The 13,824-nt window shown below is 69.2% G+C and carries 13 protein-coding genes; 3 read left to right on the top strand and 10 right to left on the bottom strand.

Annotation, left to right across the window (positions count from 1 at the left end; translation table 11 throughout):
• The first annotated feature begins 277 nt into the window (after window positions 1-277).
• The gene (locus V6S85_RS09340) at window positions 278-2,659 is read left to right on the top strand and encodes a penicillin-binding protein 1A (protein ID WP_116564459.1); all 2,382 of its coding nucleotides are present in this window, start codon (window positions 278-280) and stop codon (window positions 2,657-2,659) included.
• An 82-nt stretch (window positions 2,660-2,741) separates the two neighbouring features.
• Window positions 2,742-3,864, top strand: a protein-coding gene (prfB, locus tag V6S85_RS09335) for a peptide chain release factor 2 (RefSeq protein ID WP_116564457.1) whose coding sequence is annotated in 2 segments (ribosomal slippage) — window positions 2,742-2,810 and window positions 2,812-3,864 — 1,122 coding nt in all. Because the reading frame shifts where the segments join, the coding sequence is not laid out codon by codon here.
• A gap of 230 nt (window positions 3,865-4,094) precedes the next feature.
• Here the strand turns inward: prfB and V6S85_RS09330 are convergent.
• The 6 genes from V6S85_RS09330 to tyrS form a co-directional block, all read right to left on the bottom strand.
• Window positions 4,095-4,589 (bottom strand): bactofilin family protein, encoded by a 495-nt coding sequence (locus V6S85_RS09330; RefSeq protein WP_334348787.1) that lies wholly within the window; start codon window positions 4,587-4,589, stop codon window positions 4,095-4,097.
• The gene (locus V6S85_RS09325; RefSeq protein ID WP_334348786.1) at window positions 4,570-5,721 is read right to left on the bottom strand and encodes a peptidoglycan DD-metalloendopeptidase family protein; all 1,152 of its coding nucleotides are present in this window, start codon (window positions 5,719-5,721) and stop codon (window positions 4,570-4,572) included. The genes V6S85_RS09330 and V6S85_RS09325 overlap by 20 nt, the downstream gene beginning before the upstream one ends.
• 215 nt (window positions 5,722-5,936) lie before the next feature.
• Window positions 5,937-6,212 carry a type II toxin-antitoxin system RelE/ParE family toxin gene (locus V6S85_RS09320; protein ID WP_334348785.1) on the bottom strand — a complete coding sequence of 92 codons (276 nt, stop codon included), beginning with the start codon at window positions 6,210-6,212 and terminating at the stop codon, window positions 5,937-5,939.
• Window positions 6,212-6,463 carry a CopG family ribbon-helix-helix protein gene (locus V6S85_RS09315; RefSeq protein ID WP_334348784.1) on the bottom strand — a complete coding sequence of 84 codons (252 nt, stop codon included), beginning with the start codon at window positions 6,461-6,463 and terminating at the stop codon, window positions 6,212-6,214. Before V6S85_RS09315 ends, V6S85_RS09320 begins: the two co-directional genes overlap by 1 nt.
• Window positions 6,464-6,512: 49 nt before the next feature.
• Window positions 6,513-6,977, bottom strand: coding sequence for a peroxiredoxin (locus V6S85_RS09310; RefSeq protein WP_334348783.1), 465 nt, complete (start codon window positions 6,975-6,977; stop codon window positions 6,513-6,515).
• Between the two features lie 79 nt (window positions 6,978-7,056).
• Window positions 7,057-8,385: a tyrosine--tRNA ligase gene (tyrS, locus tag V6S85_RS09305; RefSeq protein WP_334348782.1), complete on the bottom strand. Its 1,329-nt coding sequence runs from the start codon at window positions 8,383-8,385 to the stop codon at window positions 7,057-7,059.
• 195 nt (window positions 8,386-8,580) lie between these two features.
• On the opposite strand from tyrS, the gene V6S85_RS09300 reads away from it, so the two are divergent.
• A complete protein-coding gene (locus V6S85_RS09300) occupies window positions 8,581-9,687 on the top strand; it encodes an anhydro-N-acetylmuramic acid kinase (protein ID WP_334348961.1) in 1,107 nt (368 codons plus the stop codon).
• 15 nt (window positions 9,688-9,702) lie between these two features.
• Here the strand turns inward: V6S85_RS09300 and mazG are convergent, their stop codons facing one another.
• The 4 genes from mazG to nhaA all read right to left on the bottom strand — a co-directional run bounded on the left by mazG (window position 9,703) and on the right by nhaA (window position 13,675).
• Window positions 9,703-10,530 (bottom strand): nucleoside triphosphate pyrophosphohydrolase, encoded by an 828-nt coding sequence (gene mazG / locus V6S85_RS09295; RefSeq protein ID WP_334348781.1) that lies wholly within the window; start codon window positions 10,528-10,530, stop codon window positions 9,703-9,705.
• Window positions 10,487-11,881 carry an MFS transporter gene (locus V6S85_RS09290; RefSeq protein WP_334348780.1) on the bottom strand — a complete coding sequence of 465 codons (1,395 nt, stop codon included), beginning with the start codon at window positions 11,879-11,881 and terminating at the stop codon, window positions 10,487-10,489. The genes mazG and V6S85_RS09290 overlap by 44 nt, the downstream gene beginning before the upstream one ends.
• An 85-nt stretch (window positions 11,882-11,966) precedes the next feature.
• A complete protein-coding gene (locus tag V6S85_RS09285; protein WP_334348779.1) occupies window positions 11,967-12,470 on the bottom strand; it encodes a hypothetical protein in 504 nt (167 codons plus the stop codon).
• Window positions 12,471-12,499: 29 nt separating this feature from the next.
• A complete protein-coding gene (gene nhaA, locus V6S85_RS09280; protein WP_334348778.1) occupies window positions 12,500-13,675 on the bottom strand; it encodes a Na+/H+ antiporter NhaA in 1,176 nt (391 codons plus the stop codon).
• Window positions 13,676-13,824: the final 149 nt, after the last annotated feature.

The following is a 13,824-nucleotide window of genomic DNA, read 5'->3' as shown; positions in this document are numbered from 1 at the left end:
GCCTCGCAGAGGCTATCCGGGACCCAGGGCGCTGGGCGCAGCGTTCGATCCGGTCGCCCTCGCGGTCGCCGATGCGATGCGGCGGCCCCTGGGGCCCGGCTCTGCGCTACGCTTCGGCCGGGATGACGATGTTTGGTGTTCGTTGTTGTGTGCGGCCGGTCCCGTCCGGGTGGGGCATAGCAGGAGGCAGGGGCGTTGGCGCCTCGCCCGATGCGGGTTACAGCCATCCTCTGGATGATTTGAGCGTGCGCGCGTTGCGCCGCTCGACGGAGGCCGTGTGGACTTGAAGCCCGCCGAAAGATGGATCGCCATAGCCGGCGTCGCGGTGCTGTCGACGATCGCGGTGGCGGGGTTCGCCATCGCCATCTATGCCGCGTGGCTGTTCCACGACATGCCCGACGCGGGCGAGCTGCAGGACTATCGTCCGCCGACGGCGACGCGCGTCTACGCCTGGGACGGCACCCTGATCGGCGAATATTCGAAAGAGCGCCGGATCTTCGTGCCCTACGACCAGATCCCGCCGCAGCTGGCCCAGGCCTTCATGGCCGCCGAGGACCGCAACTTCTTCAAGCACGGCGGCGTCGACGTGGGCGGCTTCTCGCGCGCCATGCTCAAGAACGTCGGCAACGCCATGCGCGGCCGCCGCCTGGAAGGCGGCTCGACGATCACCCAGCAGGTGGCCAAGAACGTCCTGCTGACCAGCGACGCCACGGTGGGCCGCAAGTTCAAGGAAGCGATCCTGGCCCGCCGCCTGGAGCAGTCGCTCGACAAGCAGCAGATCCTCGAGCTGTACCTCAACGAAATCTGGCTGGGTTACCGCTCGTTCGGCGTCGGCTCGGCCGCCTACAACTATTTCGGCAAGTCGCTGCCCGAACTTTCGCTGTCGGAAGCCGCCTATCTGGCGGCCCTGCCCAAGGGGCCCGACAACTACCACCCGATCCGCAACAAGGGCAAAGCCATCGCCCGCCGCAACTGGATCCTCGACCAGATGGCCGACCTGGGCTGGGTCAGCCGCGCCGAGGCCGAGAAGGCCAAGGCCGAGGACCTGGTGGTGCAGCCGGCGCCCAAGCGCGCGGCCTATGCCGACGCCGACTACTTCGTCGAGGAAGTGCGCCAGCGCGGCATGGCCACCCTGGGCGACCGGATCAGCGAGGGCGGCTACTACATGCGCACCACGCTGGACCCGACGCTGCAGACGGCGGCGCGGGCCTCGCTGATGGACGGCCTGGAGAAGTACGATCGCCGCCACGGCTGGCGCGGGGCCTGGGGCCATGTCGAGAGCCTGGACGAGGGCTGGGAGAAGGCCGCCCAGGCCAAGCGCCCGCCGTCGGAGCGCCGTGGCTGGCGCGCGGCCGTCGTCACCTCGGCCGGCGGCGGTGTGCGCCTGGTCAAGGACGAAGGGCAGGGGAGCCTCACCGGCGAAGACGTCGCCTGGGCCAAGGCCGGCAAGGGCCTGAAGGTCGGCGACCTGGTGTTCGTCGAGCAGGTTGCTGGAACCTCGTCCTACCGCCTCAAGCAGGTGCCGGCCGTGAACGGCGCCCTGGTGGCCATCGAGCCCTATACCGGCCGCGTGGTGGCCCTGGTGGGCGGCTATTCGTTCTCGCTGTCGAACTTCAACCGGGCGACCCAGGCGATGCGCCAGCCCGGCTCGTCGTTCAAGCCGTTCGTCTACGCCACCGCGCTGGAGAACGGCTACACGCCCGCCAGCGTCATCCTGGACAGCGCCATCACCTTCAAGGGCGCCAACGGCCAGGACTGGAGCCCGGAGAACTACGAGAAGAAGTTCTACGGCGCCCTGCCGCTGCGCAAGGGCCTGGAGCGCTCGGTCAACGCCATGACCGTGCGCCTGGCCCAGGGCGTGGGCATGAAGAAGATCATCGAGATGTCCAAGAAGACCGGCGTGACGCGCGACATGGCGCCCGTGCTGGCCATGGCGCTCGGGGCCGGCGAGACCACGCCGTTCAAGATCACGGCGGCCTACGCGCCGTTCGCCAACGGCGGCCGCCGCATCGAGCCGCACCTGATCGAGCTGGTGCAGGACCGCGAGGGCAAGGTGATCTTCCGCGCCGACAAGCGCGATTGCCCGCGCTGCACCGCCGGCTTCAACGGCGACGAGAGCCCGCGCGTCACCGCCCCGGGCGAGCAGGTTATGGACCCGGTCACGGCCTACCAGATCACCTCGATGCTGCAGGGCGTGGTCCAGCGCGGCACGGCCGCCTCGGTCAGCCAGCTGGGCTATCCTCTGGCCGGCAAGACCGGAACCACCAACGAGTACCGCAGCGCCTGGTTCATCGGCTATTCGCCCGACCTGATCGTCGGCGTGTTCGTCGGCTTCGACGACAACCGCTCGCTGGGCGCCGGGGAGACCGGTTCGCAGGACGCCGTGCCGGTGTTCATCGACTTCATGAAGGTGGCGCTGAAGGACAAGCCCAAGACCGACTTCAAGCCGCCGAAGACGGCCAAGTTCGCCATGGTGCGCGGCATCCGCGAGGCCTTCCGTCCGGGCACCGAGCCCAAGGTGGCCGCGCCGACTCCGACCGGCGGGCCGATCTCCTACGGCGACGCCTGGCCCAACGGCGTGCCGACCGGCCAGCCTTCGCCGTCCGATCCGCAGCCCAAGCAACAGCCGAAACAACCCGACATCAGCGGGCTTTATTAGGCTTGGACGAACCGGCGCGGTTGCGCCGACTCTGGACGCGGGCTATCTCCCGCGGCCTTACTTTTAGTCACGGAGTTACGTGATGAGACCGGATGTCGAGGCCGCCGCGGCCGACATCGAGCAGTCCGTTGGACTGCTCAGGAGGCGTCTTTGACTGGGATGTCGCCCTTAGAAAACTGGATGAACTGAACGCGCGGGTCGAAGACCCGACGCTGTGGGACCGTCCGACCGAGGCCCAGGCCGTGTCGCGCGAGCGCGCCAACCTGGCCGCCAAGGTCGAGGCCGTGCAAAGCATCGAGCGCGACGTCAAGGACGCGCTGGAATATGCCGAGCTGGCCGACATGGAGTCCGACGAGGACTCGCTGAACGACGCCCGCGCCCAGCTGAAGGCCATCAAGGAACGCGCCGCCCGCGCCGAACTCGAAGCCCTGCTGTCGGGCGAGGCCGACGGCAACGACGCCTATGTCGAAATCAACTCGGGCGCCGGCGGCACCGAGTCGTGCGACTGGGCTGGGATCCTGCTGCGGATGTACACTCGCTGGGCCAACGCCCACGGCATGACCACCGAGCTGATCGAAGAGACCGACGGCGACCAGGCCGGGATCAAGTCGGCCACGCTGCTGGTCAAGGGGCCCAACGCCTATGGCTGGCTGAAGACCGAGGCCGGCGTGCACCGCCTGGTGCGCATCAGCCCCTACGACAGCAGCGCCCGTCGCCACACCTCGTTCGCCTCGGCCTGGATCTATCCCGTGATCGACGACACGATCGAGATCGAGATCAACCCGGCCGACGTGCGCACCGACACCTATCGGGCCTCCGGGGCCGGCGGGCAGCATATCAACAAGACCGACTCGGCCGTGCGCCTGACGCACGCCCCGACCGGGATCGTCGTGGCCTGCCAGTCGGGCCGCTCGCAGCACCAGAACCGCGACGAAGCGTGGAAGATGCTGCGCGCGCGCCTCTACGAGGCCGAACTGCAGAAGCGGGAAGCCGCCCAGCAGGCGCTGCACGACCAGAAGACCGATATCGGCTGGGGTCACCAGATCCGATCGTACGTCCTGCAGCCGTACCAGATGGTCAAGGACCTGCGGACCAACGTCGAGACCTCCGACACCGCCGGCGTGCTGGACGGCGACCTGGACGCCTTCATGGGCGCCTCGCTGGCCCAGCGGGTCGGCGCGACCCGGGACGCTTCCGAGGCTTAGGGCTTCGGTTGACGCTGGAACGACGAACGCCCCGGAGCGATCCGGGGCGTTTTCGTTTGGGGGATGCCTATCCACTTGATCCCGTCATTCCCGCCCTTGTGGCGGGAACCTCTGGTGCCGCTCGCATGTGAGGCGCAAGCGGCATGCCTGGCATGCCGCCCCATCTGTCCTTGCGGTTGGAAGAGGGATTCCCGCCACAAGGGCGGGAATGACGGGAGGATCGGGGGCCTTTACCCGACCGGCTTGGCCGTCAGGGTCAGGTCGGCGGCCGGAGCCGTCGGGACCGCCACGGGCGCGGCCTGCGGCGGGGCCTGGCGCTGGAACTTCAGACTGCGGCCCTGGAAGAAGGCGCCGGTTTCCATGGCCAGCTGCTCGTGGGTGATGTCGCCGTCGACATAGGCCGTGCCGTAGAGGCGGACCTGCTTGGCGGTGATCGCGCCCACCACGCGGCCGCGGATCTCGACGGCCTCGGCGTAGACGCCGCCCTCGACATGGCCGGTCTCGCCGACGGTCAGGCGGCCGACGCGGACGTCGCCGCGCACCACGCCGTCGATCTGAAGCTCGCCGTCGCCGCTGACGCCGCCCTCGATGGTGATGTCGGCCGAGATCAGCGAGGCCACGCGCGGCGGGGCCTTGCGGACCTGGTCGGCGGGCGCCGCGGCCGGAAGGGGCAGGGGCTCGATCTGGACCGGGGTCTTGGACCCCTTAGCCGGCTTGCTGAACATACTCGCCTGCCTTGAGGAAGCGGTTGGGGTTCTGGGCGCGGCCGTTGACCCAGACCTCGTAGTGGAGGTGCGGGCCGGTGGAGCGGCCGGTGGAGCCCATGGCGCCGACGCGCTGGCCGATGACGACGCGCTGGCCCACGCGGACGGCGATGCCCTGCAGGTGCGCGTAGCGGGTCTTGAAGCCGCCGCCGTGGTCGATCTCGACGGTGTTGCCGTAGCCCGAGCGCACGCCGGTGAACGAGATGACGCCCGGGGCGGTGGCCATGATCGGCGTGTAGAAGGCGCCGGGGAAGTCGAGGCCCGAATGGAAGGCCGGGCGGTGCGTGAACGGGTCGAAGCGCACGCCGTAGCTGCTCGACAGGGCCGGATTGGCGGTCGGGCGGTTGAACGGCAGGCGCTGGGCCGCCGCGCCGAGGCTGCGCATGTCCGACATGTCGCTGGCGGCGCGGTGGATGCGGGCGGCGAATTCCTCGTCGACGTCCAGCACGGCGGCCAGGGCGCGCGGGTCCTTGGCCTCGATCAGCGGGCCGCCCAGCGAGGCGCCGCGGCCGGTGAAGCTGCCGGCGTCGAGGCCGGCCATGCGCATGGCCAGGCGCAGGCGCTCGGCCCGGCTCTTGGCGAAGCCCTCGGCGGCGTCGATCAGGCGCTCCTGGTCCATGCGGGTGGCCTGGATGCGTTCGACCGGCGAGGCGTCGCCGATGGCGGGCTTGTTGATGGCCAGGGCCTGGGCGGCGCCGGGCGCGCCCTTGAAGTCGCTGACCAGCATGGCCAGGGCCGCGTGGCGCTTCTCGACCGACATGGCCAGGTCGTCGAGCGAGCCGCTGGTGGCCGACAGCTGGGCGACGGCGCTGTTCAGGCGCGCCTGGCGGTCGGCGTTGAGGCGCTCGTAATAGGCCTTCTGCTTGAGGACGACCTGGTCGGTGTTGCTGACGGCCACGGTGTTGACCAGCATGGCCGCGGTGCAGACGCCCATCCACAGCGCCGCGGCGCCGACACCGGCGGCGCAGGCCATCTGCTTGCCCGTGGAAAGCACGTAGCCGCGCATCTCGCCGCCCGAGCGGACATAGAGATGACGTTCCGGAAACAGACCTTCGAGGGTCTTACGCAGGCGTTGAAAATGCGCGATCGCCATGCCCAGGAAACCCCCCCAGTTTTCAAGGTCTGGGGGATATGCAACGAGAAAGCGGGAATGCGCAAGACTCTTCGCACCTGCGAAGGCGCGGATGGCCAAGTTTCGACCATGAACCTGCGTCGATTAACCCGACATGAACGGGCTGGCTACACGCGACACGGGAGAAGTGGCCGAAAAGCGAGGCTTTGCGGCGCCGGCGCCACAGTGCGGCTTGGCTAACGGTCCTCCAGCGTATGCCAGAGGCGCAATACGAACACCGTGCTCTCGATCAGTTCGTATCGAAGCTCATAACCGCCAACCACGAGCCGACGAACCTCGCGGGGCGTGAACTCCTCCAGGCGCTCGCCGAGCCTCGGCGTATCCAGCAGCCGATTCGGCGCAGCAACCAGTTCGCGGGCTGTCCGCGCCGCCGCGCGAGGGTTCACCTCGGCGAGAAAGGCATGGAGCCGTGCGAGGTCGGACGCGGCCTTGCCGGTCCAGACCAGACGCATCAGCGCGGGGAGGCGTCGCTGTCGAGGCTATCGGCCCAGGCTTCCATGGCCGTTTGCTCCACCAGGCGGCCGGCGTCGACATCGGCCAGGCCTTCGAGCGTCAGGATGCGCAGGCGCTCCTCGCGAGCTGTCCAGGCGGCCAGGGCTTCGCGAACGACCGCGTCCTGCGACCGGTCCTGACGAACGGCCAGCCGACCGATCTGCTCGGCCAGCGGGGCGGGAACTTCAACGGTCAACACCTTGGTGCGCACGAGCGCCTCCGAGCCAAGGCAGCAATGGTAATCCAGCAGAGCGCGATTGCTAGCCCTTGAGCGCCTGGGCCGCCTTCAGCACGGCCTTGACGTGGCCGGGGACCTTTACCTTACGCCAGATCTCGCGGACCACGCCTTCGCGGTCGATCAGGAAGGTCGAGCGGTCGATGCCCATGTACTTGCGGCCGTACATGCTCTTCTCGACCCACGAGCCGTAGGCCTCGACGGTTTCGCCCAGGGTGTCGGAGCCGAGCTCGACGGTCAGGTCGTGCTTCTTGCGAAACTTGCCGTGGCTGGCGGCGCTGTCCTTGGAGACGCCGATCACCACCGCGCCAGCCTTGGCGAACTCCTCGACCTCGGCCGAGAACTGCAGGGCCTGCGACGTGCAGCCGGTCGTGTCGTCCTTCGGATAGAAGTAGAGCACGACGTTCTTGCCCTTCAGGCCGGCCAGGCTGACGCGGCCGGTGTCGGTGGGCAGGTCGAAGTCGGGGGCCTTGTCGCCGGGGCTCAGCATCGCACTCTCTCCAAGATCACGGAGGCCAACATCATAGAGGTTCCGGGAGCGGCGGGGCCGCTCCCGGAAACGCAACATCTCAGACCGGCTTCACCAGCACGATCTTCTTCTTGCCTTGGCTCAGCTTGACCACGCCGTCGATCAGGTCGGCGTTGGTCACCAGGCGGTCGCCGTCCTTTTCCTGGGCGTCGTTCAGGCGCAGGCCGCCGCCCTGGGCGAGGCGTCGGGCCTCGCCGCGCGAGGCGGTAAGGCCGATGTCGGTCGCCAGCACGGCGAGCGCCACGCCTTCGGCCAGGACCGAGGCGGCGACCTCGACCGTCGGCAGGTCGGCCGACAGCGCGCCCTGCTCGAAGGCCTTCTCGGCGGCGTCGCGAGCGGCCTTGGCGGCGTCCTCGCCGTGAGCCATGCGGGTGGCCTCGTCGGCCAGCACCTTCTTGGCCTCGTTGATCTGGGCGCCGGGCAGGGCTTCCAGCTCGGCGATCTTCTCCAGAGGCAGGTCGGTGAACAGCTTCAGGAAGCGGCCCACGTCGGCGTCCTCGGTGTTGCGCCAGAACTGCCAGTAGTCGTACGGGCTCAACTGCTCGGCGTTGAGCCAGACGGCGCCCGACATGGTCTTGCCCATCTTGGCGCCCGAGGCCGTGGCCAGCAGCGGTGTCGTCAGACCGAAGGCGGCCTTCTGGTCGACGCGGCGGGTCAGTTCGACGCCGTTGAGGATGTTGCCCCACTGGTCCGAGCCGCCCATCTGCAGCACGCAGCCGTACTTGCGGTTCAGCTCCAGGAAGTCGGTGGCCTGCATCAGCATGTAGTTGAATTCGAGGAAAGTCATCGGCTGCTCGCGCTCGAGCCGCAGCTTGACGGAGTCGAAGGCCAGCATCCGGTTGACCGTGAAGTGCACGCCGTAGTCGCGCAGGAACTGCACGTAGCCGAACTTGCTCAGCCACTCGTCGTTGTCGACCATGATGGCGTCGGTCGGGCCGTCGCCGAAGGTCAGGAACCTGGCGAAGACCTGCTTGATGCCGGCGATATTGGCCTGGATGTCGGCGTCGCTCAGCAGCTTGCGGCTCTCGTCCTTGCCCGTCGGATCCCCGACCTTGGTCGTGCCGCCGCCCATCAGGACGATCGGCTTGTGGCCGGCCTGCTGGAGGCGGCGCAGCATCATGATCTGGATCAGGCTGCCCACGTGCAGCGACGGGGCCGTTGCGTCAAAGCCGATGTAGGCGGTGACGACGCCCGAGGCGGCGGCGGTGTCCAGCTCTTCCGGGTGGGTGATCTGGTGGATGTAGCCGCGCGCCTGCAGGGTCTTGAGGAATTCGGACTTGAAGCTCTGCGGCGCGGACATGGCTCGACTCTCTGTATCGCTGGTCCGCGCGTCTAGCACGGGCGGGGCGGTCTGTGGCGAGGGTTTCATCGATAGTCTCCTTGCAAGATGCGCCGGAGACGTCGTCGGTAGGGGGAGGGACGCATCGCCGGCCAGGTGGCGGTGCGTCGACATGACCGGTCGTTCGCCCGCTAGATCAGCGGGCGGTAATAGGCTCGGGTCTGGAGGGCCTTGGCGGTCATGGGGCCTAGCTACCCGACGCGGGGCGTGGCAGTCAACGTCGCCATGCGCATTCTCGGATTCATGACCGGAACCTCGCTCGACGCGGTCGACATGGCGGTGCTCGACACCGACGGCGAGGCGATCCAGGGCTTTGGCCCCTCGGGCGAACGCAAGCTGCGCGAGGACACCCGCGCGTTGCTGCTGGAAACCACGCGCCAGGCCCTGGCCTGGAAGCGCGGACAGGCCGAACCGGCCATCTTCGCCGAGGCCCGCCTGGCGGTGGCCGAGGAGCACTTCCACGCCGCCGAGAGCTTCCTGGCCGAGCATGGGCTTTCCTGGAGCGACTTCGACCTGTTGGGCGTGCACGGCCAGACGGTGCTGCACGAGCGGCCGACCGCCGAGCGCGTGGGGCGGACGGTGCAACTGCTCGACGCCGAGCGGCTGGCGGCCCTGACCGGGCGGCCGGTGGCGTTCGATTTCCGCACCGCCGACGTGTCGGCCGGCGGGGAGGGCGCGCCGCTGGCGCCGATCTATCACGAGGCCCGGGCCCGGGCCTCTGGCCTGGCCGCGCCGGTGGCGGCGCTGAACATCGGCGGGGTGGCCAACATCACCCTGATCGGCGCGGACGGAACCCTGCTGGCCTTCGACACCGGCCCAGGCAACGGCATGATCGACCTGATGCTGCAGGAACGCGGCCTTGGCCGTTTCGACGAGGGCGGGCGGCTGGCGGCGGCGGGCGCGGTGGACGAGGCGGCGCTCAGCAGGCTTCTGGCCAGCGCCTATTTCGCCGCTCCCGCGCCCAAGTCGCTGGACCGCTACGACTTCTCGCTGGACGCGGTGGCGCACCTGTCGGCGCAGGACGCGGCCGCGACCCTGGTGGCCTTCACCGCCGCCGCCGTGCTCAAGGCCTTCGACAAGAACGACGCCCCGCCCAGCGCCCTGATCGTCTGCGGCGGCGGCCGCCACAACCCCCGGATCATGGCGGCGCTGGCCGAGCGGGTTCCCGTGCCGGTAAAGGCGGCCGAAGACTACGGCTGGCGGGGCGACGCCATCGAGGCCGAGGCCTTCGCCTATCTGGCCGCCCGGACGGCGCGGGGGCTGCCGATCAGCTTTCCGGGCACGACGGGGGTGGCGTCGCCGATGACCGGTGGGCGCATCGCGCGGCCCTGATCCCGGGGATCGGGGCTACTTGCGTTCCGCCGCCTTGGCGGCGTCCCACAGGGCGTCCATCTCGGCCAGGTCGGACTGGTCCGGCGTGCGGCCGTCCTTGGCCAGTTCGGCCTCGATGAAGGCGAAGCGGCGGGCGAACTTGGCGTTGGTGGCGCGCAGGGCGTCCTCGGGCTCGACGTCGAGCTTGCGCGCGAGGTTGGCGCAGACGAACAGGATGTCGCCCAGTTCCTCGCGGGCCTTGGCCTGGTCGCCGGCGTCGATCTCGACCTGTAGTTCGGCGACTTCCTCGGCCAGCTTTTCCAGCACCTTGTCGGTCGAGGGCCAGTCGAAGCCGACGCGCGCGGCGCGCTTGGTCAGCTTCACGGCGCGGGTCAGGGCGGGCAGGCCGGCCGGCACGTCGTCGAGCACGCCGCCCTTCTGCTTGGCCTTGCGCTCCTGGGCCTTGAGCTCTTCCCAGCCGGCCTTCTGGTCGGCCAGGTCGTCATAGGCATGGTCGCCGAACACGTGGGGATGGCGGCGGATCATCTTGTCGGAGATCGACTGGGCGACGTCCTGGAGGCTGAAGGCGCCTTGCTCCTCGGCCATCCGGGAATGGAACACCACCTGGAGCAGGAGGTCGCCCAGCTCTTCCTTCAGGTCGGAAAGATCGTTGCGCTCGATGGCGTCGGCGACCTCGTAGGCCTCCTCGATCGTGTAGGGCGCGATCGTCGCGAAGGTCTGCTCGATGTCCCACGGGCAGCCGTCCCGCGGGTCGCGCAGGCGGGCCATGATCTCCACCAGGGTGAAGAGCGGATGCTCCTCACTGGACTGCAGAGGGCGCGGGGCTGGGGTCGGAGAGGTCATGCGAGCTCGCTTGGGCGTTGGCTTGCGCCGCGTCGCGCGCCTCCAGTTGGGCGAGGATCTCGGCGTGGCGTCTGGCGTCCAGCGGATAGCGCACGATGATGACCGAGACCAGCACGCCCAGCGCCGCCGGCACCGCCGTGTAGAGCACGATCAGGGCGGTGTCGCCCTCGGCGCTGGGGATCTTGGGGTCGAAGCCCAGCTTCTCGAGCACCAGGAAGACGCCGATGGCCAAGGCGAAGCCCAGCTTCACCGTGCCGTTGACGATGGCGTACAGCAGGCCCGTGCGGTCGACACCGCTGCTCAGCCGCTCCTCGTCGCCGATGTCGGCCATCATCGAGCGCACCAGCAGCGGCGCGGCCGAGTAGGGCAGGCCGGCCAGCACCAGCACCGTGATCGCGAAGGCGTTGACGCCGTTCGGCGTGATCACCGCTGCGACCTGGAACACGGCGTACATGATCCCGGCGATCGCCAGGGAGGTGTGCTTGCCCGTGACCTTGGCGATCCACGGCCACAGCGGCGCGCCAGCCAGGGCGGCGACGAAATAGACCAGCAGCAGGATGCCCGCCTGGTCCTTCGGGATGCCCTTGATGCGCTCGAAGAAGAAGAAGAACAGCGCGCCGCCGATGCCGGGCGCCAGGCCCATCAGCAGGTCGGCGATCAGCAGCTTCTGCACCGTCGGGCGCTTGAGCAGGTCGAAATACTGCTTCAGGCCCGCTTCGTGCCGTTGAGACGGAGCGGGCGGCTCGCCGACGACTGCGCCGGCCAGAAGCGCCGTCAGCGGCATCAGCACGATGATGAACCAGCCCATGGCCTGGACGCCGGCGGCGTGGTCGCCCTTGAGGGTGAATGCCACCAAGGGCGGCAGCAGCAGCACCAGGATCATGCCGACCACGTTGCCCGCGCTCCAGAAGCCGTAGATCCGCGATCGCTGCTGGTAGTCGGACGACAGCACCGCGCCCCAGGCCGTCTGGGCCAGCACGGCCATCGAGAAGCCGATGTAGACCACGATCAGCCATGCCCACAGGAAGATCGGCCCGATCCCGGGCTTGGCCATGAACAGCGCGTAGGAGGCGGCCATCAGCAGCGGCACGCTGGCCACGAGCCAGGGGCGGAAGCGGCCCCAGCGGGTGCGCGTGCGGTCCATCAGGCCGCCCAGGATGGGGTCCAGGATGATGTCGGCCAGCCGCACGAGCAGGAAGGCCGTGCCGACCACCGACAGAGAAAGGCCAAGCTCGCTGACATAGTATTCGGGCAGGTAGACCACGAGCGGCAGGCCAAGACCCGCCAGCGGCAGGGTCGGCGAGGCGTAGGCGGCCAGGGCGGCGGTCGATCGTCGCGGCGCAGCGGTCATGCTTCCTCCCCGGGGAGCCTCTGACGCCCCTTCTTACTGAACGGCGATCAGACTCTGCGTCGAGGGTTCTGGCAAGCGACGGCGATCAGTCCTTCACGAACTGCCCGTCCTCGATCCGGCGCGCGAGGCGATCGAAGGCGAGGCTGGCGTCGCTCCAGGTGGCCGCGTACTGGGCCTGCCAGACGTCGGTCTCGTACCAGCGATAGCGGATCGGCGTGCTGACGCCGTCGGCCGAGACGTACTCGCCCGACACCCGAGCCCCGCCGTTGCCGAAGCTCTCCATGGAAAGGCCGGGCTTGCTGGTCAGCTGCAAGGGCGTGGGGCGGTTGGGCACGGCGTCGTCGATCACCAGGCGCAGGCGGCCGCCCGAGGCGGTCATGCCGCCGGCGCGTTCCAGGCGACGCTCCACGGCGCGCTTGAGGTCGCGCGCCAGGTAGTCGAACTCGCGCTGGCCCAGCTTGTCGGCCTTGGCGGCGAGGTCGGGACCGATCACCACCTCCACCCGCGAGACGGCCGGCGTGTCGGCGAGGGCGGCGCTGGCCTGCAGGAGGGACGCTGCGGCGGCGGCGAAGAGGACGAAACGCAGCATGGCCGACGCTCCTCGTTGAACTGTTCGCTCTAGTTTGGACCCGCGCCGGCGATCGCGCCAGTGCGACGACGCGGCAGGGCGAAGATCAGCCAGGCCAGCAGGGCCGAGACCACCGACCCGGCCAGCACGCCGATCTTGGTCTCCTCGCGCAGCAGGGCGTCCTGGAAGGCCAGGTTGTTGATGAACAGGCTCATGGTGAAGCCGACCCCGCACAGTACGGCCACGCCGTAGAGCTGGCTCCAGGTCACGCCGCTGGGCCGGCGGGCCAGGCCAAGGGCGATGGCCGTGGCGCTGAACGCCATGACGCCGGCCTGCTTGCCGAGGAAGAGGCCCAGCGCCGCGCCCAGCGTGGCCGGCGCCGTCAGGGCCGAGCCGTCGAGCCCGCCCAGGGCCACGCCGGCGTTGGCGAAGCCGAACACCGGGACGATCAGGTAGGCGACCCACCGATTGAGCCCGTGCTCCAGCCGGTGCAGCGGCGAGTGCTCGCCTCGACGCGACGTCAGCGGGATGGTCATGGCCAGCAGCACGCCGGCCAGGGTGGCGTGGACGCCCGACTTCAGGAACAGGAACCAAAGCAAGGCCCCCAGCAGCAGGTAGGGCCAGAGGACGACGACCTTCAGGCGGTTCAGCGCGATCAGCGCGGCCAGCACGACGGCGGCGCCGCCCAGCGCCCACAGCGTCAGCTGGTCGGTGTAGAAGAAAGCGATGATCAGGATCGCGCCCAGGTCGTCGATGATCGCCAGGGCGGCCAGGAAGATCTTCAGCGCGCCCGGCACGCGCGGTCCCAGCAGCGAAAGGACGCCCAGGGCGAAGGCGATGTCGGTGGCGGCCGGAATGGCCCAGCCCGCGCGCACGTCCGGCGCGTCGCGGGCGATGAAGAGATAGACGAGCGCCGGCGCGATCATGCCGCCCAGGGCCGCGAAGCCGGGCAGGGCGCGGCGCGGCCAGGTCGACAGTTCGCCGTCGACCACCTCGCGCTTGATCTCCAGCCCGACCAGCAGGAAGAACACCGCCATCAGGCCGTCATTGACCCAATGCTCGACCGACAGCGGGCCCAGATAGGCGTGCAGGGCGTGGAAATAGCCCGCGCCCAGCGGCGAGTTGGCCACGACCAGCGCGACCGCGGCCGAGATCATCAGCAGCACGCCGCCGGCGGATTCGCTGCGCAGGAAGTCGCGCAGGGCGGATACGGCGCGTGCCGGCATGAAGGCTCCCAACTCGGATTCGTCAGGCCCCGATTTTGGCCGTCGGCGAGGCCCGGAGCCAGGAAAACCGGACTAGGGTCTGGACTCAATTGAGCCAGTAGGCGCAGAGGGCGGCGATGAGGACGCCGGAGAGGTAGTTCCTGGCCAGC

Origin of the sequence: Caulobacter sp. CCNWLW153, assembly GCF_036889365.1 — a bacterium.
Classification (GTDB): Bacteria; Pseudomonadota; Alphaproteobacteria; order Caulobacterales; family Caulobacteraceae; genus Caulobacter; species Caulobacter radicis.
This window is presented reverse-complemented; position numbering and strand designations above follow the sequence as displayed.